Raw genomic sequence first — 22769 nt, 5'->3', positions numbered from 1 at the left:
CACAACACTAACCAGGCAAAACCAATCCACCAAGCCATCAACTATTAAAATTAAATACAAGAACAAAAAACCAACTACTTACTCAATAGCCAGAATAGATTGTTGGTTGGTTATTCAAGCAGCTAACAACTCACCAAGCCGCCGCCGATAAGCATCGACCATCTGGCGAATCTGCGGGTGACGGGCGTTCGACAATGAGTCGATGCTCACCCGCAAGAAGCTCGCATTCCCTGCAGCCAGTGCCTTGCGCAACCAGCCCAGTGCGTCCTCGATCAGTCCTGCATCAGCCAGCACAGCGGCGTAACTGAACTGCCCCCGAAAATCCCCGCCCTCGGCCGAGCGTCGATACCAGTCACGCGCCAGCAACGGATCCGCCGGGCACACCTGCCCTTCTTCCAGATAACGTCCCAGCAGGTTCATCGACTTCGCATGGCCTGCTTCAGCAGCGCGTCTGTACAGCGTCAATGCCTGAAGCTGATCCCCCGCCACACCTCGCCCAGTGGCCAGCAGATTGGCCAGGTTGTACATCGCCCAATCAAGCCCGGCATCTGCGGCGATTCGATAATGCTGCGCGGCAGTCGCCGCATCCGCCACACAACCCCAGCCATGTTCATGGCAACGGCCGAGCATGTTGCGCGCCATCAGGTGCCCCTGCCCGGCAGCGATGCCGAACCAACGCAGCGCCAGCGGCTGATCCTGGGCGATGCCACGGCCATCGAGCAGGATCTGTCCGAGCAGTGCCTGCGCTTCGACAATGCCCTGGCCGGCAGCCAGCAGAATCGCCTGCGCGGCACGGGCCGGGCTTTCTTCGAGCATGGCGCTGAGCTGCGTGCCGTCGAGCACTTCTTCGCGGCGCAGTTGATAACTCATACCTCGACCCAGCGCCGCAGCAGGTTGTGATAGGTGCCGGTGAGGCGAATCAGCGACGGGTGATCGGGCATGTCTTGCGTCAGTTGCTGGATCGCCCCGTCCATCTCGAACAGCAACGCGCGCTGGCTGTCTTCGCGCACCAGGCTTTGCGTCCAGAAAAACGAGGCATAGCGCGCACCGCGGGTGACGGCGTTGATCTTGTGCAGACTGGTGCCCGGGTACAGCACCATGTCGCCGGCCGGGAGTTTCACCCGTTGGCTGCCGAAAGTGTCCTGGATCTCCAGCTCGCCACCGTCGTAATCCTCGGGCTCACTGAAAAACAGCGTGGCCGACAGATCGGTGCGCACCCGCTCGATGCTGCCCTTGGGCTGGCGCACGGCATTGTCGATGTGAAAGTCGAAACTTCCGCCCGCTGTGTAGCAGTTGAGCAACGGCGGAAAGACTTTGTGCGGCAGCGCGGCGGACATGAACAACGGATTTTTCCACAGCCGTTCGAGCATCGCTGCGCCGATTTCCTTGGCCAGTGGATGGCCTTCAGGCAGTTGCAGATTGTGCTTGGCCTTGGCCGACTGATAGCCGGCGGTGATCCTGCCATCGGCCCAGTCAGCCTGCTCCAGCGCCTCGCGGATGCGCTGCACTTCGTCTTTGGCGAACAGGCCGGGGATGTGCAGCAGCATGGCGATCGTACCTGATGGTAAAGGGGTGCCAATGGTATTGATTCTTATTGACCGTGTAAAACCCGCACGACGGATGAATCGGCAAAAACCGTAAGGTGAAATTGTAAAGAATGTAAATTCGTCGCGAATAACAATATTTCGCAATTGATACGAATACCTGTTTACCCTATATTCCGCGACCTCAAATCCTTGGGGAGGGGAATTCACATGTCACGCCAACAACTACAATCAGCCGTCAGTTCACCGCGTTTGCTCGCCTCTGCCATCGGCATGGCAATCACTGCCGGCTCTGCCGGACACATGGCCTTCGCTGCGCAGCAAACGGATGAAAAAGCCTCGGGCAATGCGATTGCGCTGGACGCCACCAGCGTTGTTGGCGAGCAACAGGACACCTCCTACAAAACCGATACATCGCAATCGAAAAAATACACCGCACCGCTGCGCGAAACGCCAAAAAGCGTGACCGTCATCCCGCAACAAGTGATCCGCGACACGGGTGCCACCAGTCTGGTCGATGCCCTGCGTACCACGCCCGGCATCACCTTCGGTGCCGGCGAAGGTGGCAACCCGGCCGGTGACCGCCCGATCATTCGGGGCTTCAACGCCGAAAGCGACGTGTTCATTGACGGCATGCGCGACCCGGCCTCGCAGAGTCGCGAGATCTTCGACGTCGAATCGGTCGAAGTCAGCAAGGGCCCGGGCTCGGCCTTCACTGGCGCCGGCTCTACCGGTGGCAGCCTGAACCTGGTCAGCAAGACCGCCAAACTGGGCAGTTTCTACAATGGCGGCTTCACCTGGGGCTCGGACCAGACCAAGCGCACCACCCTGGACCTGAACCAGCAGATGACCGACACCTCGGCCTTCCGTCTGAACCTGATGAAGCACGAAGCCAACGTCGCCGGACGTGATGGCGTGGACGTCAGCCGCTGGGGCGTGGCACCGACCTTCTCGTTCGGCCTGGGCACCGACACCCGGGTGATCGTCGGTTACTACCACAACGAAACCGACGACATTCCGGACTACGGCATCCCGCTGACCTCCAGTTCGAATCGCAGCAAATACCACGTCGACAAACCGGCCAACGTCAACCGCGACAACTTCTATGGTCTCACCAGCCGTGACTATCGCCAGACCAGCGACGACAGCGGCACCTTCAAGATCGAGCATGACCTGAATGACGACCTGACGGTCTCCAACAGCTTCCGCATGTCGCGCTCGACCCTCGACTACATCGTCAGCAACCCGGACGACAGCAAGGGCAACGTGGCCAAGGGCAGCGTCTATCGTGGCGCCAAGAGCCGCAACTCGACCTCCAGCGGCTGGGTCAACCAGACCGACCTGAGTGCCAAATTCAACACGGCCGGCATTGAGCACAGCCTGGTCACCGGCCTGGAGTTCTCCTACCAGGACACCCACAACCGGCCGTATGTGCTGACTTCGTCCGCCAGCGGCACCACGTGCAACGCTGCGCTGTTCCGTTCTGGCGACTGCACCAACCTGTACAAGCCAACGCCTGGGGATAACTGGTCGGGCAAAATCACTGACAGCGCCGCGTACACCGATACCGACACCAAAACCGCGGCGGCTTACGTCTTCGACACGCTGAAGTTCAACGAGCAATGGTCCCTGAACCTCGGCCTGCGCTATGACAACTATCAGACCGAATCCAGCGGTTACAGCACCGGCGGTCGCGGCGCGGTGGCAGGCAACTTCTCCCGCGAGAACACCAGCGACCTGCTCAACTACCAGATCGGCGTGGTCTACAACCCACTGCCTAACGGCAGTGTCTACGCGGCCTATTCCACCTCCAGCAACCCGGCCGGCGAAACCAGCGGTAACGGCGGCCTGGAACTGACGGCGAACAACAGCGACCTGGATCCGGAAAAAAACCGCAACTACGAGATCGGTACCAAGTGGGACTTCTTCGGTGACGATCTGTCGCTGACCGCAGCGCTGTTCCGCACCGAGAAAACCAATGCGCGTATCGACGACCCAGACGGCGCCACCACCCAGGTGCTCGATGGCGAACAGGTCGTCAATGGCCTTGAGCTGACCTACAGCGGCAAACTGACACGTAACTGGAAAGTCTTCGGCGGCTACACCTACATGGACAGCGAAGTGGTCAAGACCACCCTCGCCGCCGACAAGGGCAACCACATGCCGAGCACACCGCGCAACAACTTCACCCTGTGGTCGACCTATGACCTGATCCCGGAAAAACTGACCATTGGCGGCGGCGCGACCTTCGTCGACTCGCAGTTCGGTAACGTCGCCAACTCGGTGGAGATCCCGTCCTACTGGCGCTACGACGCCATGGCCAGCTACGCCCTGACCAAGAACGTCGACCTGCAACTCAACCTGCAAAACCTGACCGACAAGCGTTACTTCGACCAGGTGTTCCAGACCCACTACGCCCATGTGGCGGCGGGTCGCACAGCGCTGCTGAGTGCCAACTTCCACTTCTGACCCTGTAGGAGCTGCGGCACGCTGCGATCTTTTGATCTTGATTCTTAAAAACCAACATCAAAAGATCGCAGCGTGCCGCAGCTCCTACAAAGAACAAAGCCCCGTTCATTCAATTGAACGGGGCCTTTGTGCGTAATCAAAGAAGCTCTCGACAACCCACGGCATAATGCGCGCCGTGAAAACAATTTTCGAACGGACGGCGAGTGACGTGTTGAAGAAAACCCTGTTCCAGTTGCACTGGTTTTTTGGCATCACTGCCGGGCTGGTGCTGGCCCTGATGGGCATTACCGGTGCCGCCTATTCGTTTCAGGACGAAATTCTGCGGGCGCTGAACCCATCGGTGCTGCAGGTGGAAAAACAGGTCGCCGGCGTCCTGCCTCCGGTCGAACTGGTGGAGCACATCGAAGCGACCTCCGGCAAAAAAGTCGCGATGCTCTGGGTCGAGACCGACAGCGGCAACGCCGCACGCGTCTACTTCACGCCGCCCAAAGGCGAACGCCGTGGCGAGATGCGCTACTTCGATCCGTACACCGGCGAGTTCATGGGCGATGCCGTGGGCCAGGATTTCTTCGGCCTGATGCTGCAACTGCACCGCTTCCTCGCCATGGGCGACACCGGGCGCAACATCACCGGCGCATGCACCCTGATCCTGTTGTTCTTCTGCCTCTCCGGGCTGTACCTGCGCTGGCCACGACAGTGGAACAGCTGGCGCGTGTGGCTGACCCTGGACTGGAAGAAAAAGGGTCGCAGCTTCAATTGGGACCTGCACTCGGTAGCCGGCACCTGGTGTTTGCTGGTGTATCTGCTGCTGGCGTTGACCGGGTTGTCCTGGTCCTACGAGTGGTACAACAAGGGCCTGACCCGACTGCTTTCCGACGCACCGCAAAACGAACGCGTGCGCGGTGGTCGCGGGCCGGCGCCGGAAGGCCCGGCACCGACGGCCGACTACGCGGCGATGTGGAGCAGCATCTACAGCGCGGCCGGCCCGGGCTTGTCGGCCTATAACATCCGCATGCCGCCAGTGGCCGGGCAACCGGCGACCGTGTTTTACCTGCTCGACAGCTCGCCGCATGATCGCGCGCTGAACCAGATCACCCTCGACCCGGCCACCGGCATCGTCCAACGCGTCGACCGCTACGCCGACAAGAGCTTCAAGGCGCAACTGCTCACCAGTATTTACGCGCTGCACGTCGGCAGCTATTTCGGCCTCGTCGGACGGATCATCATCACCCTCGCTGCGGTGTGCATGCCGCTGTTTTTCATCACCGGGTGGTTGCTGTATCTGGACCGGCGGCGCAAGAAAAAGCAGATTCAGGACGCACGCAAAGGCCTCGAACAACCGGCCGGCAATGCACCCGGTTGGTTGATCGGTTTCGCCAGCCAGAGCGGTTTTGCCGAACAACTGGCGTGGCAGACGGCCGGGCAATTGCAGGCCGCCGGATTGCCGGTGAACGTGCAGCCGCTGGCGGACATCAGCACGCAGGATCTGCGTGAATCGAACCACGCGCTGTTCGTGGTCAGCACCTTCGGCGACGGTGAAGCACCGGACAGCGCTCGCGGCTTCGAGCGCAAAGTGCTGCGCAACGCCGCAAGCCTCGATGGCCTGCACTACGCCGTACTCGGCCTGGGTGACCGCCAGTATGCGCACTTCTGCGGCTTCGCCCGACGCTTGCATCAATGGCTGAGCGAGCACGGCGGCAAGACCCTGTTCGCCCCGGTCGAAGTCGACAGCGGCGACCCGTACGCCTTGCGTCACTGGCAGACCCAACTCGGGCTGCTCACCGGGCAAACGCCGGTCGACACCTGGCAAGCGCCGAGCTACGAAAACTGGACACTGGTGCGCCGCGAACTGCTGAACCCCGACAGCAGCGGTGCACCGGTTTATCTGCTGGGCCTGAGCGCACCGAGCACCAGCAGTTGGCTGGCCGGCGACCTGGTGGAAGTGCTGCCGCGCAATGGTGCGTGGGCGGTCGAGCATTTCCTCGACGGTCTTGGCATTCGTGGCGAAACCCGGGTGAAGATCAACGGCCTCGAAGAGCCGCTGGAAGTCGCCCTCGCCTCGCGCCAATTGCCTGAACATCGCGCGCATCTGGTCGGTCTGCACGCGCAGGCGCTGGTCGATGCGATGGTGCCGCTGGCGATGCGCGAATACTCGATTGCTTCGATCGCCGCTGACGGTGTGCTGGAGCTGATCGTGCGCCAGGAACAACACAGCGATGGCAAGCTCGGCATCGGTTCCGGCTGGCTGACCGAACATGCCCCGGTCGGCGGCAGCATCAGCCTGCGCGTGCGCCGCAACAGTGGCTTCCATCTGCCGAACGCGCCGGTGCCGATGATTCTGCTCGGCAACGGCACCGGTCTGGCCGGGTTGCGCAGCCTGCTCAAGGCACGCATCGCCGACGGTCAGCAGCGCCACTGGCTGCTGTTCGGCGAACGTAATCGCGAGCACGATTTCCTCTGCCGCGCGGAGCTGGAAGAGTGGTTGATCAATGGCGATCTGGCGCGACTGGACCTGGCGTTCTCGCGGGATCAGGCGCAAAAGATCTATGTGCAGGATCGCCTGCGCGAATCCGCTGACGAACTGAAGCAATGGCTGGCCGACGGTGCGGTGATCTACATCTGCGGCAGCCTTCAGGGCATGGCCGCCGGCGTGGATCAGGTGCTCAACGACATCCTCGGCGCCGCCGAAGTCGAACGCCTGATCGAACAGGGCCGCTATCGCCGCGACGTTTACTGACTTGCTCCTGTAGGAGCTGCCGCAGGCTGCGATCTTTTGATCTTGCTCTTAAAAACAAAATCAAAAGATCGCAGCCTGCGGCAGCTCCTACAGAAAGCCGTTACACCGGCTGTAACTTCTGTTCAAACACGCTCACGCCATTAAGATCGCGCAACACCACACTCATCTCCCCGCTCTGCCCTTCGATATTCACCTCACCAAAAAACTGAAACCCGGCAAACGGTGACATGTTCTGCGCCGTAGGTGCTTTCTGGAACACCACTTCCGGGCCAAAGGTCTTGTCCAGCGGATTGGGCCCGAAACTCCCGGCGTTCAACGGCCCGGCGACAAACTCCCAGAACGGTTCGAAATCCTGAAACGCCGCGCGATCGGGGTGGTAGTGATGCGCCGCGCAGTAATGCACGTCCGCCGTCAAAAACACGAAATTGCGCACTTGCTGCGCCCGCAGAAAACCGAGCAGCTCGGCGACTTCCAGCTCGCGCCCCTGAGCCGGGCCGGGATCACCGTTGGCCACCGCCTCCCAGCGTGCAACGCCCGGGCTGACTTCACCGTCCGGCACACCGAGGCCGATCGGCATGTCGGCGGCGATCACCTTCCACTGCGCCTTGGAGTGCTTCAGCCCACGCTTGAGCCAGTCCAGTTGCTCGCGCCCGAGGAACGGTTTTGCCGCGCCGAGATTGTCGTCGTTGGCCCCGCGATAGCTGCGCATGTCGAGCACGAACACATCGAGCATCGGCCCATAACTGAGCTTGCGATAAATCCGCCCGCCACCGTCGGCGGCCTGCAGACGCATCGGTGAATATTCCAGCCAGGCCTTGCGTGCACGGCCGACCAGGGTGTGGATATCTTTTTCCTGATAACGCTCGTCGAGCTGCTTGCCCGGCGACCAGTTGTTGACCACTTCGTGGTCGTCCCACTGCCAGATCTGCGGCACTTCGGCGTTGAAGCGGCGGATATTTTCGTCCGTCAGGTTGTAGCGGTAGTTGCCCCGATAGTCGTCCAGCGTTTGCGCGACTTTGCTCTTGGCTTCGGTGGTGAGGTTGCGCCAGATGCGGCCACCTTCGGTGGTCAGTTGCGCCGGCACCGGGCCGTCGGCGTAGATGGTGTCGCCGCTGTGGATAAAGAAGTCCGGCAGGCGCAGGCGCATGGACTCGTAGATGCGCATGCCGCCGATGTCCGGGTTAATGCCGAAGCCCTGGCCGACGGTATCGCCGCTCCACACGAAACGGATGTTGCGCCGCGCCTTCGGAGCGCTGCGCAAGTGACCGAGCCACGGTTCGCTGGCGACGCCGGTTTGCGCGTCCTTGAAATACACCCGATAGAAAATCGCCTGATCGGCGGGCAGCCCGGTGAGTTCAACCCGGGCGGTGAAATCCGTGCGCGCATCGGCCAATGCCGAGACTACACGGCGCGGGTGGCGAAACTGGCTGCGGGTGTCCCACTCGACCACCATCCGCGCCGGACGGTCGCTGCGGCTCCAGATCATCGCGCGGTCGCCTTGCAGGTCGCCGGACTGTACGCCGTCAGTCAGCTGCGGCCGATCCTTGACCGACGCAATCACCGCCGGCGCCAGCCCCGGCATCAACAGCCCGGCACCGACCACTTGCATGACCCGCCGGCGCCCCGGATTGAAATCGCTCATGGTGTTCTCCCCGAAAAAAGGAAAACTTAAGCACGCGATCATGAAACAGACATGACACCAGACACACCACAGCACCAATTGTAGGAGTGAGCCTGCTCGCGATATCGGTATATCTGCCAACATTCATGTCACTGACAGACCGCTATCGCGAGCAGGCTCACTCCTACAGGGCCAGTCAGGCCTTGGCGGGTTCCAGCGCCAGCTCAACGGCCTCCGGGCGTTTGACCGTCGCGTAGACAACGGCGGTCAAGAGACTCCCCGCCACAATCGCCAGCAAATACAGCAACGCATGATTGATCGCATTCGGGATCGCCAGCACAAACAATCCACCGTGCGGCGCCATCAGTTTGCAGCCGAAGTACATCGACAACGCACCGGTCAACGCGCCGCCGGCAATGCTCGCCGGGATCACCCGCAACGGGTCTTTGGCGGCGAACGGAATCGCGCCTTCGGAGATGAAGCACAGCCCCAGCACCAGCGCCGCTTTACCGGCCTCGCGCTCGGTCTGGGCGAACTTGCGCCGGGCGATGAAGGTGGCGATGCCGAGCCCGATCGGCGGCACCATCCCGGCGGCCATGGTCGCGGCCATCGGCGCGTAACTCTGCGAGGCCAACAGGCCGACCGAGAACGCATAGGCTGCCTTGTTGATCGGCCCGCCAAGGTCGACGCACATCATGCCGCCGAGCAGCACGCCAAGCAGGATCGCGTTGGTGGTGCCCATGCTGTCGAGGAAATGCGTGAGCGCCGCGAGCATGCCGGCGACCGGTTTGCCCACCACGTAGATCATCACCAGCCCGGTAAACAGGCTGGCGAACAGCGGGATGATCAGAATCGGTTTCAGCGCTTCAAGACTTTGCGGCAACGCGACGTAGCGACTGATGGCCTTGGCCGCATAACCGGCGAGAAACCCGGCGACGATACCGCCGATGAACCCTGCCCCCAGCGTACTGGCGAGCAAACCGCCGATCATCCCCGGCGCCAGGCCCGGACGGTCGGCGATCGAGTAGGCGATGTAACCGGCGAGCAGCGGCACCATCAACTTGAACGCGGTCTCGCCGCCGATCTGCATCAGCGCCGCCGCCAACGTGCCTTCTTCCTTGAACGCGGTGATGCCGAAGACGAACGACAACGCGATCATCAAACCACCGGCCACCACCATCGGCAGCATGAACGACACGCCGGTCAGCAGGTGTTTGTAGACCCCGGTTTTCTCTTGCTTGGCCGGTGCCTTGCCGTCATTCGATGCGCTCTCCACCTGACCTTCGGCGAGGGCTTTGTTCAGTGTCGCTTCGGACTGCTTCAACGCAATCCCGGTGCCGCAACGGTAGATTTTCTTGCCGGCGAAACGCTCGGTGGCGACTTCGATATCGGCTGCCAGCAACACCACGTCCGCCTCGGCAATTGCCGTGGCGCTGAGCGGGGTTTTCGCGCCGACCGAACCCTGGGTTTCGACGTGCAGTTCATAACCCAGACGTTTGGCCGTTTGCTGCAACGCTTCGGCGGCCATGAAGGTGTGGGCGACACCGGTCGGGCACGCAGTGATGGCAACGATGCGCGGCGCACGTTGCGCAGCAACTGCCGGGGCAGCTTCGGCGGCAACGTAAACTGCGGCCTCTTCAGCACCACGACGCAGCACCGCTTCGACGTCTTGCAGCGCTTGCGCCGGGGCGATCTGGAACACGCGTTTGCCGACGAAACGCGTCATGTCGATGTTGCCGGTGGCCACCAGCAATACCCACTCCGCCGCCGCGATGGTGGCGGCCGACAGCTCACGTTCCGGGTGCGCCGCATCCACCACTTCAACGCTGGTGCTCCAGCCCTGACGCTGGGCTGCGGCGTCGAGCAGACGGGCGCACAGCACACTGGTGACCATGCCGTTCGGGCAGGCCGTGACAATGGCTAACTTCATGACAAACCCTCTTATTGTTCTGTCAGGGCGCGCACGCGCACGCCCTGTTCGAGCTGCGCCAGGTGCGCGGCGTCGTTGATGCCAAAACCGATCTGCGTCACCGCCATCGCGGCAATCGCCGTGGCGCTGCGCAAGGTTTGCTCGGGGGTGTCGGCACTGAGCAAACCATGGAGCATGCCGGCCAGCAACGAGTCCCCGGCACCCACCGTACTGGCGACCGAGACCTTCGGCGGCGTGGCATGCAACGCCGAACCGACGCTGAACCAGTTCACACCGTCGGCGCCATGGGAGATCACCACGTGCTCGATGCCCTTGGCGTGCAGGCACGCCGCTGCCTGTGCTTCGGCGGCGTGCGAAACCACATCGCAATCGAGCGCATCGGCGAGTTCTTCAGTGTTCGGTTTGATCAGCCACGGGCGCGCTTCAATGGCTGCGCGCAAGGCTTCGCCACTGCTGTCGAGGGCGACTTTCAGACCGAGGCCGTTCAGCCGTTCGATGAGTTCGCGCAACCACTGCGCGGTGACGCCACGCGGCAGACTGCCGGCCACCACGACGGCATCGTGGCCCGGTGCAATCTGCACCAGACGCTCGAGCAACGCCTGCTGCGCCGCCGCGTCGACCACCGGCCCCGGGCCGTTGATGTCGGTGATGCGACCATCGTGCTCGGCGACCTTGATGTTGCTGCGCGTCTCCCCCGGCACGCGGATGAACGCGTCGACAAAGCCGCGCTTGACGAACAAGGTTTCGAAGGCTTGCAGATTGTCTTCGCCGAGAAAGCCGCTGACCGTCAGTTGGTGTCCCAGATCAGCGAGCACCTGGGCGACGTTCACGCCCTTGCCCGCGGCGTGGGTGTGCATCTCGTCGCTGCGGTTGACCTGACCGGCCTCCAGGCGTGGCAGCTCGACCGTGAGGTCCAGCGCCGGGTTGAGGGTCAGGGTGAGAATCTTGGCCATTACAGGGCCTCCACTAATGCACGCACTTCATTCGCGCTGCCCACAATGAGGGCTTGTTGAGCAAGGGTTTGCGCCTGGGTCAGGCTGAGTTCGCGGATGCGTGCCTTGACCTCGGCGATACTGCGCCCGGACACACTCAGCTCATCGACGCCGAGGCCGACCAGCACCGGCACCGCCAGCGGATCGGCCGCCAGTTCGCCGCACACGCCGACCCATTTGCCGTGGGCATGCGCGGCGCGCACGGTGATGTCGATCAGTTGCAGCACTGCCGGGTGCAAGCCATCGGCCTGGGCCGACAGCGTCGGGTGACCCCGGTCGATGGCCAGGGTGTATTGCGTCAGGTCGTTGGTGCCGACGCTGAAGAAGTCGACTTCCTTCGCCAGTACCGGCGCCAGCAAGGCAGCCGACGGCACCTCGATCATGATCCCCAGTTGCAGATCCGCAACCGGAATTTCCAGGCGCAAGCGCTCGGTCATGTCGCGGGCCTGACGCCACTCTTCGACGCTGCCGACCATCGGGAACATGATGCGCAACGGACGGTTGTCCGCCGAACGCAGCAAGGCGCGCAGTTGCGCTTCCATGATGTGCGGACGCTGTAACGTGAGGCGAATGCCGCGCACACCGAGGAACGGGTTTTCCTCTTTGGCGATCGGCCAATACGGCAGCGGTTTGTCGCCGCCGACATCCAGCGTACGCACCACCAGCGGCCGTCCGGCGAGGCCGTCGAGGACGCGGCGGTATTCGGCTTCCTGAGTCGCTTCGTCCGGTACCTGCGGGTGAGCCATGAAAATCAGTTCGGTGCGCAGCAGACCAATGCCTTCGGCGCCCTGCTCCACCGCCGCGGTGACACCGGCGCTTTCGCCGATGTTGGCGAACACTTCCACGGCATGGCCGTCGGTGGTGTGCGCCGGTTGATGACGTTGTTCGGCGGCGGCCTTGAGGCGCTGCTCGCGGGTGTCGCGTTCTTCGGCGGCGCGTTGCAGGGTCGCGGCATCGGCGTCGACATGCAGGCGACCGCGCTGGCCGTCAAGCAGCAACGGCGTGCCCGGTTTGAGCAGCAACACCGCCGCGCCGGCGCCCACCAGCGCCGGGATCCCGAGGGCACGCGCGACGATGGCACTGTGCGCGGTGGCGCCGCCGCGAGCGGTGAGAATGCCTGCGACACGGGCCGGATCGAGTCGCGCCACATCCGACGGGCCGACTTCGTCCATCACCAGAATGTACGGTTGCTCCGGCTCATTCGGCGTCTGCACGCCGCAGAGTTGCGCCAGCACCCGGCGCCCGATATCACGCAGGTCCGCCGCCCGCTCGGCGAGCAACGCGTCCTGCAACGACTCCTGTTGTTTGGCCGCCGCCTCGATCACTGCCATCCACGCTGCTTCGGCGCTTTCGCCTTGTTTGAGGCGAGTGTCGACTTCGTCGGTCAGCTCCGGGTCGTCGAGCATTTCCTGGTGGGTGATGAAAATCTCGCGAATGGCCTTGGCCTTGCTGCGTTCGACCAGGCCCTGAATGTCGCGGCGCACGTCGTTCAGTGCTTGCTTGAGACGCTCGCGCTCGATGGCGGCTGACTCACCGCGCAACGGGTAATCGATGGCTTGCTGCACTTGAATGTGTGCCGGCCCGATAGCGATGCCCGGCGCTGCCGGGATCGCCTGCAATTGAGCACCGGATGCCGGGGCGATCAGCACTTCGGCGATATCGGCAATGACTTCGCGTTGCTGGCTCACTGCCGGCAGCGGTTCGACTTCTTCGCCCAGGCCTTCTTCGATAGCGGCCAGCAGGGCCGGCAAGGCGTCGGCGGCGATGCTCGGCTCAGCGATCAACTCCAGCACCTGACCGCGACGGGCGCCGAGGCTGAGCAGCTTGCTCAGACTTTTCACCGACACGGCGCTGTCCTGGCCGTCGACGATGCGCACGCGAATCTCGCCGTCGAAACTCTTCGCCAGTTGCGCGAGGATTTTCGCCGGGCGCGCGTGCAAACCGTGGGCATTGGCCAGCGCGATACGGGCGCTCGGCCAGTCGGCGGGCAGTTCGCCGCCGAGCACTTCGAGGACTTTACGGCTGCTGGTGGCACGGCCCAATTCATGGCCGCGACCTTCAATCAACAACGCGCACAGACGTTCGAGCAGCGCCTGATGCGCTTCACCGAGGCTGGCCAGACAGAACAGACCGCTGAGCGGCTGGCCGAGGTAACGCATCGGTTTGTCCGGGGTGACGAACGCCAGGCCCGGACGCTTTACGGTCTGTTCGCTGTGCAGCCACCACAGGCCATCGCCCAGCGGCAGCGCTTCGACTTGTTGCAACACACCGGCAAAGCCGTTGCTCACACAATCGGCCTGACGCAGCAGACGCGCGCCCCGCCAGACCAGCTCTTCGAAATCATCAGCCGACACGCCGAGGCCGATCATCTGGGCATCCAGCGCCAATTCCTGCGGCGCGCCTTGCAGCAGTTTCAGCAGCGCTTCCGGGGAGCTGGCGCGGCGCAGGGCCTGACCCAGATCGGTCTCGCCGAGGGCACGGGTCAGCAATTGCAGCAGGCGCAGGTGTTCGTCGGATTTGGCGGCGATGCCGATCGCCAGATAAACGATCTGCCCATCGCCCCAATCCACGCCCTCGGGAAACTGCATCAGGCGCACGCCGGTGGCGAATACCTGATCGCGGGTTTGCGGAGTGCCGTGGGGAATGGCAATACCTTGACCGAGAAAGGTCGAGCCCTGCGCTTCCCGCGCCTGCAAGCCGGCGAGGTAGCCGTCGGCGACCAGACCATCGGCCACCAGGTGATTAGCGAGCAATTGCAGAGCGGCGGGTTTATCCACAGCCGATTGGCCCATGGATATCTGCTCTATAGTGAGCTCGAGCATGCGATCTCCTTTTTGGCGCCTGAGGACGCCAGGTATTGTTTTGGATTGTTTGCAGCTTAGGCGCTGTAGGCCATCCTTTTCAGGGGCAGTTTTGGCGGTTTCACGGCAGAACCGGCCAAAGGCGTCTAAAACGTAGAAAATACGCTTGCTGAAACGTTTAATCTAGATTGATCGGCACGTTACTCGATAATGTCTCATCCTTGAAGTCCAACTTGTCGGATGCGCTGCGACAATCGTCGCCTGCCCTAATCGGTTAGGATTGGCGAAAATGTCGGGGCTAGCTCGAAAAAACAAGGAAATACCGGGTTGAAACTCAGTGATATCGCGCGGTTGGCCGGAGTGTCCGTGACCACCGCCAGCTACGTCATCAACGGCAAGGCCGAACAGCAACGCATCAGCAACGCCACGGTCGAGCGGGTGCGTACGGTCGTCGAACAACACGGCTTCACGCCCAACCCGCAAGCGGCCGGGCTGCGCAGTCGGCACACCCGTACCCTAGGGTTTATCCTGCCGGACCTGGAAAACCCCAGTTACGCGCGAATCGCCAAACTGCTGGAGCAAGGTGCGCGGGCGCGTGGCTATCAGTTGCTGATCGCCAGCTCCGACGATGCGCCGGACAGCGAGCGCCAGTTGCTGCAACTGTTCCGCGCCCGCCGCTGCGATGCACTGATCGTCGCCAGTTGCCTGCCGGCCGGTGACGACAGCTACCGCCAGTTGCAGGCCAAGGGTTTGCCGATCATCGCCATCGACCGGGTCATGGAACCGGAGCATTTCTGCTCGGTTATCAGTGACGACCGCGAAGCCAGCCTGCACCTGACCCAGAGCCTGCTCGACCCACAGCCGAAGCAGATCGTGCTGCTCGGTGCGCGCCCGGAACTGAGCATCAGCCAGGAACGTGCCGCCGGCTTCAAACAGGCCCTCGTCGACTTCAAAGGCGAAGTGCTGATCGAGCACGCCGAATCGTTCAGCCGCGAGTGCGGCAAGCAGTTGATGGAAGAACTCCTGCAGCGTCTGGGGCATTTGCCGGACGCGCTGGTCACCACGTCTTACGTGCTGCTGCAGGGCGTGTTCGATGCGCTGCATGATTTCCCGCTCAAATCCCGGCCACTGCGCCTCGGCACCTTCGGTGACACGCAGTTGCTCGACTTCCTGCCGCTGCCGGTCAACGCCATGGCCCAGCAGCACCAGTTGATCGCCGACAAGGCGCTGGAGCTGGCACTGGCCGCCGTCGAGCAATCCGAATACAAGCCCGGCGTGCAGGCCATCGCCCGTACCTTCAAGCAGCGTATTCACCGGGACTGAACCGTGGAGCTGATCGACAGCCACACCCACCTCGACTTCCCCGACTTCGACGCCGATCGTTCGGCGTTGCTCGCCGAAAGCCGTGCGCTCGGCGTGCGGCGGATGGTGGTGCTGGGGGTCCATGAGGGTAACTGGCAACGGGTGTGGGATCTGGTGCAGAGCGACGCCGATCTGTTCGCAGCATTCGGTCTGCACCCGGTGTATCTCGATCAGCATCGCCCGCAGGACCTGACCGCGCTGGGCGACTGGCTGACGCGCCTGCGCGGCCATCGACAGTTATGCGCGGTGGGCGAGATCGGCCTGGATTACTTCATCGAAACCCTCGACCGCGAACGCCAGCAGGCGCTGTTCGACGCGCAGCTGCAACTGGCGGCGGATTTCGAACTGCCGGCGCTGATTCACGTACGCCGCAGCCACGCGGCGGTGATCGCCACGCTCAAGCGCTTCAAGCTCAAACGTGCCGGCATCATCCACGCCTTCGCCGGCAGCCGCGAAGAGGCGCGCGAATACATCAAACTCGGTTTCAAACTGGGGCTGGGTGGTGCGCCGACCTGGCCGCAGGCGTTGCGCATGCATCGGGTGCTGGCGGATCTGCCGCTGGAGTCGGTCGTGCTGGAAACCGATTCGCCGGACATGGCGCCAGCGATGTTTCCCGGCCAGCGCAACAGCCCCGCTCACCTGCCGGCGATCTGCACGGCGCTGGCTGAATTGATGAAAACCAGTCCAGATCAACTGGCCGCCTCAAGCACTGCCAACTGCTGCGAAGTATTCGGCTGGTAATACGCCCTCTGTAGGAGCTGCGGCACGCTGCGATCCTTTGATCCCGGCCCTGAAACAAGATCAAAAGATCGCAGGTTCGTTTCACTCGACAGCTCCTACAGTCAGTTGCCGTGGGCCTTTGCCGCGTCGAGAATCAAAGTCATGTGCTGGCGACGACGCACAAAACGCACCGTCGCGAAGTACACGAAAATCACGATCAGTGACGCGTTCAGCTGTTCAGTCACGCTGAGCAGCCCGATCCATTCCATGACCAGCGCCACCAGCAACGCAGTGCACACCGTCACCGATGCACTGAAGCGCAGCAGTCCCAGCGAATCGAGGGATTTGAAGCGTTTGATCTGTTTCGGGCAGCGCAGCTCCAGGGGGTTCTGGCAGTGCGCACAGGTGAACGGTTCGTTGATCGCGATGGCGTTGAGTTGCCACGGCTTGAGCAACTGCGTGGTCTGACAATGAGCACAACGGCCCTGGACTCCCAGGGTTGCAACGGACATGAGCGGCCTCCTCGACGCAATCAATGGAACAGGAATACTGGCTCATCAGTGACGAAAAGCCAGCCGCCGAAAGAAAACAGGAATTGGCTTACAAGCGTAAGTATCAACGCATTACAGAATGTTCTGACATTGCCCTGCCCCCAAACCTGCAGGCTCGCTCCCACATGAGGCAACTCAGACGCGGAATGCGCTGATCAGTTGCTTGAGCTCCACCACCTGCGCCGACAACGCGCGGCTGGCCTCCTCCGTCTGATACGCGCCTTGGGCCGTGCGCTCGCCGGCGCGGTTGATCTCGACGATGTTCTGGTCGATATCGTGCGCCACGGCGGTCTGTTGTTCCACGGCAGCGGCGATCTGCTGGTTCTGATCGACGATCATGCCCACCGCCCCCAGAATGTTTTCCAGCGCCTGCTGGACCTTTTCCGACTGCCCGACCGTGCCGCTGGCCATCTGATGGCTGACGCCCATGGCTTTCACCGCTGCGCCGACCCCACCGTGCAGCCTGGCAATCATCTGCTCGATCTCTTCGGTCGATTGCTGGGTGCGTTTGGCCAAAGTACGCACTTCGTCCGCGACCACGGCGAAGCCACGACCCTGCTCACCGGCGCGGGCCGCTTCGATGGCGGCGTTGAGCGCCAGCAGATTGGTTTGCTCGGCGATGCTCTTGATCACTTCCAGTACGCGGCTGATCGACTGACTGTCACTGGCCAGTTGGTTGATCACTCGCACTGACTGATCGATCTCGCTGGCCAACGCGGCAATGCTGCCCTGCTGCGACTCCACCAGTGTGCGACCGCTGACGGTTTCATCGTTGACGCTGTGGGCGCTGCTCACCGCGGCCGCCGCGCTGCGCGCCACTTCCAGCGAGGTCGCCGACATCTGATTCATCGCGGTCGCGACTTGCTCGATCTGCGTGCGCTGTCCGGCGACGGCCTGGTTGCTCTGCGCGGAAACATTTTCCACCTGCCCGGCCTGGCGCTCGACTTCGCTCACGGTGTGGCCGACCCGTTCGATCAGGTCATGGATCTTTCTGACCGTGCCATTGAACACCTCGCCCAACTCGCCGAGTTCATCACGGCTCTGCGCGACGAAGTTGACCGTCATGTCACCGGCGGCGACCTTGTCCATCATCGCGCCCAGGCGCTTGAGCGTGGTGCGGGTCGAGGCGTAGAAACCGCCGTAGAGATAGAAAATCAGCACGAACACCACCGACAACGCCACGGCTTGCAGCACCATGTGTGTGCGGTTCTGCGCCAGGCGCTGTTGCAGTTGGGTATCGAGGAATTTCAGGGTCGCGTCGTTGAGCTGGTACGTCATGTCCATCAGCCCGGTGACCTGGTCGTAGAACGCCTGCCACGGGGTATCAAGGGTTTCGGCCACCACGACTCTCTCTTCAAACAACTCGCTGGCCTGTTTGAGCGACGCCTTGCTGCTGTCGGCCGGCGCGCTGAGGCCGGCACGCGCGGCTTGGCTGGAGTCGAGGGCGTCCGCCAGTTTCAGCGCGTATTCGGCTTGAAGTTTTTCGATCTGCGCCAGCAGCTCGTCAAACCGGGTGCTCGACGAGCTGTTGAGAAAGCCCTGACCCAATGAATACGAACCGATGGCCCGGCCTTCGCCGAGGGTCTGGGTCACGGCGGGGGTGATGTTGGTGACCAGCTCGCTGAGCTGACGGATGTTGCTCTGATTGTCACGGCTCAGACCGGCCTGACTGGCGATGATCTGGCTGAAGATCTGCGCGTTGCCGAGCAGTTTGCCGATTATCCCGCTTTTGCTTTGCAGTGAGCTTTCCGCCTGCTGGGCCTTGAACGCGCTGATCATTTCATCGCGTTTGCCATCGAACACCTTGATCTGCTCGGGATCCTCAGTGGTCGCCTTCAGGCCTTGCAGGCGTGTCAGCACGGTTTGTTCGAGGCTGCTGATCTGCGACTCGAGATTGTCGGCCTTACCGGACTGGCCGAGGACGACATTAATCTGCACTCGATTATTGAGGGTTTCCAGATCCCGGCGCAGGGTCAGGCTGCTGCCCAGCAGGTCGAGGCTTTGCAATTCGACCCGGGTGCCCTGGAATTCGCGATAGGAATCGCGCACCAGATAGAAATTGGTCACCAGCATCGGCACCAGGAACAGCACGCTGATCAAACTGAACTTCATGCCGAAGCTCAGACGGTTCATCAGCGAGACGGCGGGATAGAGCAAGCTCTTCACTGGAAGTCTCCCTTGGTTTTTCTTGTTTTTATTGGCAGGCGCGGGGCGACAGCAGATAGCCACTATCGGGCGCTGTCTCTGTATAGCTCAAATCGAGGGGAGGTTTTGTAACTTAAGGTTAACGACAAAAAAGATCGCAGCCTTCGGCAGCTCCTACAGGAAAACCACGATCCCTATGTAGGAGTTGCCGCAGGCTACGATCTTTTGATCATGCTTTGAAATCAGTGAACCAGCACAGTCCACAAGGCAAACCCGGCATACCACAGCACCGCCGCGCGCAGCAGCAGTTCCCACAGGCAATCGAGGGTGTTGATGCCTTCAGGCCCGACCACCGGCGGCGGAATCTCGCCGGCTGCCAGCCCGACCTTGTTGATCAGTTGTGCAGCGCTGATGTTCCAGTTCAGCAGCTCGTGCAACATCACCCGGCTGACCGCGACGAAGTTGCCGACCAGGGCGAAACTGGCGGAGAGCAGGCGCACCGGCACCCAGTCGAAGGCATGGCGCAACTGCCCCGCCCTTTCCACCAAGGCAGGATTCTGGCCATGCTCCTGCGCCAAGGCCAGCAAGCGATAGGCCAGCGCCGCCACCGGACCGAGCGCGAAGTACCAGAAGATCACCGCGAAGAAGCTCTGATAGGCCTCCCACAACAGGTGACCCTGGACCCGATCCAGCAACTGTTCGCCGCTGTCGGCGCAGATGTCCAGGTCACGCTTGGCCACATGCGCGGCGGCTTGCAGGTCTTCGCGGCGCCAGGCGTCACGAAACGGCCCGAGACCACCGAGCAGATCACCGCGGCCCAAGGCGTAAATCACCACCAGCAAGTGCACCGGCAAGGCCAGCAAGCCGTACGCCACGGGTTCCAGCACCAGCAGCAACAAGCCGAGCAGCGCCACCGGCAGCAACACCAGAATGGTCAGCACCCACCATGGCCGCTTGGCCAGACGCGCGCTGGTTTCGAGTTTGTGCAGTTCGCGGATCCATCCGCCATCGCGTTGAACCCGATGGCGCAGGGCCGAGAATTTCTCGATCCAGACCGCCAGCAGTAACACCAGAAAACTCATTGTCCTTCCTCTTGTGCCAGGGCGGCGCGGTAACGCGCCCAGTCGAATGCCGGGCCAGGATCGGTCTTGCGCCCGGGTGCGATGTCGCTGTGCCCGCAGATACGGGCGCCGGTGATAGCCGGAAATGCTGCTTGCAGCTGACGAGTCAGCGTGATCAACGCCTGATACTGCGCATCGGTAAAGGGCAGATCATCGGTACCTTCGAGCTCGATGCCCACGGAAAAATCGTTACAGGTTTCGCGGCCTTCAAACATCGACACGCCAGCATGCCACGCCCGCTCAAGACAGGAGACAAACTGGGTGACGGTGCCGTCACGTTCGATCAGAAAATGCGCCGAGACGCGCAGGTCGGCGATCCCTGCAAAATAGGGATGCTCGGTGACATCCAGACGGTTCTGAAAAAATGCCTGCACCTTGCCGGTGGCGAACTGCGCCGGTGGCAGACTGATGTTGTGAATCACCAACAGGGAAATTTCGCCCGCAGGGCGCTCATTGAAGTTGGGCGATGGGCAGACCTGCACCCCCTGACACCACCCGCTAGCGGGATCCAACTGCATACCGATTCCTTCAACGCCGACTGTGTTGGCGCCCAGTATGCCGCGATCGGCCCCCGACGCGCGATCACTTGCCGCGATTGAGTCGCCGCAGATTGCCGAGCACCGACTCCAGCGCCCGGTCGAACAGCAAGGTATCGTCCAGCGCCCGCACCGCACCGCGGCGGAACTCCAGGGCCAGGCCAATGCGGCTGCGCTCCCGTACTTTCATTCCGGTACGGTCGACAAACACGTACTTGCCAGTGGTTTCGATGATCGCTGCCAGCTTGCAGCGCAGGGTGTGTTCGTCGTCTTCCTCGAACGCGACCCAACTGCCCAGGCGCAATTGATCCACCTGCCGCAAACCCGCGTCATCATGGGCAAGACCTGTCGGGTTCAGGCTGCCTGAGCCCTCGTCGGCCGTGCGCAGAGTAATGTGCTGCGACACCTCGACCAACGCCGCGGTGTCGGCCGTATCCTGCTCGGCAGAGGGTTCGAGCATCCGTACATGCAGCGCTTCCAGTTCGCTGAAAAATTCGCTGGTGGCGAATGGATCGAACGCCGCACTGCTCAGGCCATCGCGCAGTGACTTGAGCAAGCCCGGAACCAGCGCCAGCAAACGCAGGCCCGCATCCGCCTCGTCATGCCGCTGCACGCTCCAGATCAGTTGCTCCATGGTCTGCACATCGGCCTGCCATTGGGCGGACTGCTCGCCATGCTTGAGGCATGTCAGCAACAGCACCTTGCTCCAGGCATCGTGCACAAACGTCACCACCGATGGCGGCAGGGCTTTACCCAGCAACGCCTGATTCAACGCCTGCTCGACTCGCTGGCGGGCCAGTTCGGTTCTCGCCCGCCCCTCTTCGGCATCGCGCAAACGCTGCTCAAGCAATTCACTGCGCCGACGCTCATCGCTGGTGAAGGCCAGAAAGTCAGCGAGCAATTCGCAGAAGATCGCCGGATCGTCGACAAAGTCGCTCAGCAAGCGCTGCACCACTTGCTCGATGCGCAGATACAGACTGTCGCGCGCCTCGCTGTTGCAATCGCCCCAGCCCATGGCCGCATCGGCGATCTCATTGAGCAGGCGCCGCGCCGGGTGGCTGCTGCGGCTGAAGAAGCTCTTGTCGAGCACCGCCACTTTGAGCATCGGAATCTGCAGACGGGCGATCAGCGCCTTGAGCGAATCTGGCAGGTTGCGGTCCTCAAGGATGCAATCGAAGACCATGGCGATCAGGTTGATCACGTCCTCGTCGGCGCCGTCAACGATGCGCGACTTGCCGCTCCTGACGCTGACCCGGGTCAGCAATTGTTCGAGCTGGTTGCGCAGATCGAAGTCGTCCTGCGCCGCCAGTACCGGGACGTATTGCTGCAGGTGCGAGAGCAGGCGCAGCAGGTCGCGGGTGCTGATCGGCTGCGTCGCAACGCTCGGTTCCAGGGTCGGGGCGACACTGCCGCGCACATGCAGTAGCAGTTCCTGCAACGTCGCGAAGACTTCCTGCACGCCTTCGTCGGTGTGCGCAGGCTCATCACTCTCTTCGCTGCTGATGCTCGCCGCCGCACGCTCGATCGCACGGCGCGCCGGTGCCGGCTTCAATTCGGGCAACACACCGGTGGCGATCAACAATTGATTGGCCTCGGCGTACAACGGCTCGGTGTCGGCCAGCACATAGCGCTCGAACAGTTTGAGCAGGATCAGCTTGACCTTGATCTCCACGCCGAGGTTACGGGCGGCCTGCAGGAAATATTCGCAGAGCATGGCAGGGCCGAGCGGGTTGTACTGATCGTCGATGTTTTTGCCAAGCAGCGCGTTGAGCCGCTCAGTCAACTGGTCGAGGGCAAAGCCGTCACGCTTGAGCACACGTCCGACCATGGTCTCGACCGCGACGTTGCGCTCCATGTCATCGGTGCGCGTAGCCGACTCTTCAAACATCAGTGAATCGGGCAGCGTGTGCTGTACGGCGTCGTACTGGATGAGGGCAACAAAGGCTTCGAAGAATTGTTCGAGAAACCCGCGTTCGATGTTTTTGCGTTTGAGGCGCAGATCGCGCATGGCTTCGAAGAAGATGTTCTGTTCGATGTCGTTACGCGCCCGGTCGGCCATCTCGAACAGAGTGTCGTCGGCGTTATCGAACAATTCCTGCAAACCATGGCGCAGTCGCTGGGCCGCCTTGTCGCGGACCTGAAGCAGAATCACAGGCAGGCGGGCGAGCGGCGAGTGATTCGCCTGATCGGTAGCAGCCTTGTGCAAAGGCACTACATTCCCGTCGTTGTGCATCCAAGCC

At 62.2% G+C, this 22769-nt stretch carries 15 protein-coding genes; 4 read left to right on the top strand and 11 right to left on the bottom strand.

The window, feature by feature from the left end; all coding sequences use genetic code 11:
* Window positions 1-114: 114 nt before the first annotated feature.
* Window positions 115-870 carry a tetratricopeptide repeat protein gene (locus NN484_RS00600; RefSeq protein WP_215501845.1) on the bottom strand — a complete coding sequence of 252 codons (756 nt, stop codon included), beginning with the start codon at window positions 868-870 and terminating at the stop codon, window positions 115-117.
* The gene (locus NN484_RS00595; RefSeq protein WP_274658422.1) at window positions 867-1547 is read right to left on the bottom strand and encodes a Fe2+-dependent dioxygenase; all 681 of its coding nucleotides are present in this window, start codon (window positions 1545-1547) and stop codon (window positions 867-869) included. The genes NN484_RS00600 and NN484_RS00595 overlap by 4 nt, the downstream gene beginning before the upstream one ends.
* Window positions 1548-1754: 207 nt before the next feature.
* Between NN484_RS00595 and NN484_RS00590 the strand changes: the two genes are divergently transcribed.
* A complete protein-coding gene (locus NN484_RS00590; RefSeq protein ID WP_274658421.1) occupies window positions 1755-4013 on the top strand; it encodes a TonB-dependent receptor in 2259 nt (752 codons plus the stop codon).
* Between the two features lie 208 nt (window positions 4014-4221).
* Window positions 4222-6750, top strand: a complete 2529-nt coding sequence (locus NN484_RS00585) for a sulfite reductase flavoprotein subunit alpha (RefSeq protein WP_274658420.1) — start codon at window positions 4222-4224, stop codon at window positions 6748-6750.
* Between the two features lie 100 nt (window positions 6751-6850).
* On the opposite strand, the gene NN484_RS00580 is transcribed toward NN484_RS00585, so the two are convergent.
* The 4 genes from NN484_RS00580 to ptsP all read right to left on the bottom strand — a co-directional run bounded on the left by NN484_RS00580 (window position 6851) and on the right by ptsP (window position 14115).
* On the bottom strand, window positions 6851-8392 hold the full coding sequence (locus NN484_RS00580) for an alkaline phosphatase D family protein (RefSeq protein ID WP_274658419.1): 1542 nt from the start codon (window positions 8390-8392) through the stop codon (window positions 6851-6853).
* 175 nt (window positions 8393-8567) lie between these two features.
* Entirely contained in the window at window positions 8568-10301 is a 1734-nt protein-coding gene (locus NN484_RS00575; RefSeq protein WP_215501850.1) for a PTS fructose-like transporter subunit IIB, read from the bottom strand.
* Between the two features lie 11 nt (window positions 10302-10312).
* Window positions 10313-11254: a 1-phosphofructokinase gene (pfkB, locus tag NN484_RS00570; protein ID WP_274658418.1), complete on the bottom strand. Its 942-nt coding sequence runs from the start codon at window positions 11252-11254 to the stop codon at window positions 10313-10315.
* A complete protein-coding gene (gene ptsP / locus NN484_RS00565; RefSeq protein ID WP_274658417.1) occupies window positions 11254-14115 on the bottom strand; it encodes a phosphoenolpyruvate--protein phosphotransferase in 2862 nt (953 codons plus the stop codon). The genes pfkB and ptsP overlap by 1 nt, the downstream gene beginning before the upstream one ends.
* Before the next feature lie 306 nt (window positions 14116-14421).
* Here ptsP and cra point away from each other — a divergent pair, with 306 nt between their 5' ends.
* Together cra and NN484_RS00555 are read left to right on the top strand one after the other, a co-directional pair.
* A complete protein-coding gene (gene cra, locus NN484_RS00560; protein ID WP_127649840.1) occupies window positions 14422-15417 on the top strand; it encodes a catabolite repressor/activator in 996 nt (331 codons plus the stop codon).
* Window positions 15418-15420: 3 nt separating this feature from the next.
* On the top strand, window positions 15421-16197 hold the full coding sequence (locus NN484_RS00555) for a TatD family hydrolase (protein WP_215501853.1): 777 nt from the start codon (window positions 15421-15423) through the stop codon (window positions 16195-16197).
* Between the two features lie 101 nt (window positions 16198-16298).
* On the opposite strand, the gene NN484_RS00550 is transcribed toward NN484_RS00555, so the two are convergent.
* From NN484_RS00550 to NN484_RS00530, 5 genes are all read right to left on the bottom strand, one after another.
* Window positions 16299-16688 carry a hypothetical protein gene (locus NN484_RS00550; RefSeq protein ID WP_215501854.1) on the bottom strand — a complete coding sequence of 130 codons (390 nt, stop codon included), beginning with the start codon at window positions 16686-16688 and terminating at the stop codon, window positions 16299-16301.
* A gap of 174 nt (window positions 16689-16862) precedes the next feature.
* Window positions 16863-17567 (bottom strand): methyl-accepting chemotaxis protein, encoded by a 705-nt coding sequence (locus NN484_RS27275; protein WP_425518803.1) that lies wholly within the window; start codon window positions 17565-17567, stop codon window positions 16863-16865.
* A gap of 1547 nt (window positions 17568-19114) precedes the next feature.
* Entirely contained in the window at window positions 19115-19954 is an 840-nt protein-coding gene (gene ampE, locus NN484_RS00540; RefSeq protein WP_274658415.1) for a regulatory signaling modulator protein AmpE, read from the bottom strand.
* The gene (gene ampD / locus NN484_RS00535) at window positions 19951-20511 is read right to left on the bottom strand and encodes a 1,6-anhydro-N-acetylmuramyl-L-alanine amidase AmpD (protein WP_215501857.1); all 561 of its coding nucleotides are present in this window, start codon (window positions 20509-20511) and stop codon (window positions 19951-19953) included. The genes ampE and ampD overlap by 4 nt, the downstream gene beginning before the upstream one ends.
* A gap of 64 nt (window positions 20512-20575) precedes the next feature.
* A complete protein-coding gene (locus NN484_RS00530; RefSeq protein ID WP_274658414.1) occupies window positions 20576-22762 on the bottom strand; it encodes a DUF1631 domain-containing protein in 2187 nt (728 codons plus the stop codon).
* Window positions 22763-22769: the final 7 nt, after the last annotated feature.

Origin of the sequence: Pseudomonas serboccidentalis, from assembly GCF_028830055.1 — a bacterium.
Lineage (GTDB): Bacteria > Pseudomonadota > Gammaproteobacteria > Pseudomonadales > Pseudomonadaceae > Aquipseudomonas > Aquipseudomonas serboccidentalis.
This window is presented reverse-complemented; position numbering and strand designations above follow the sequence as displayed.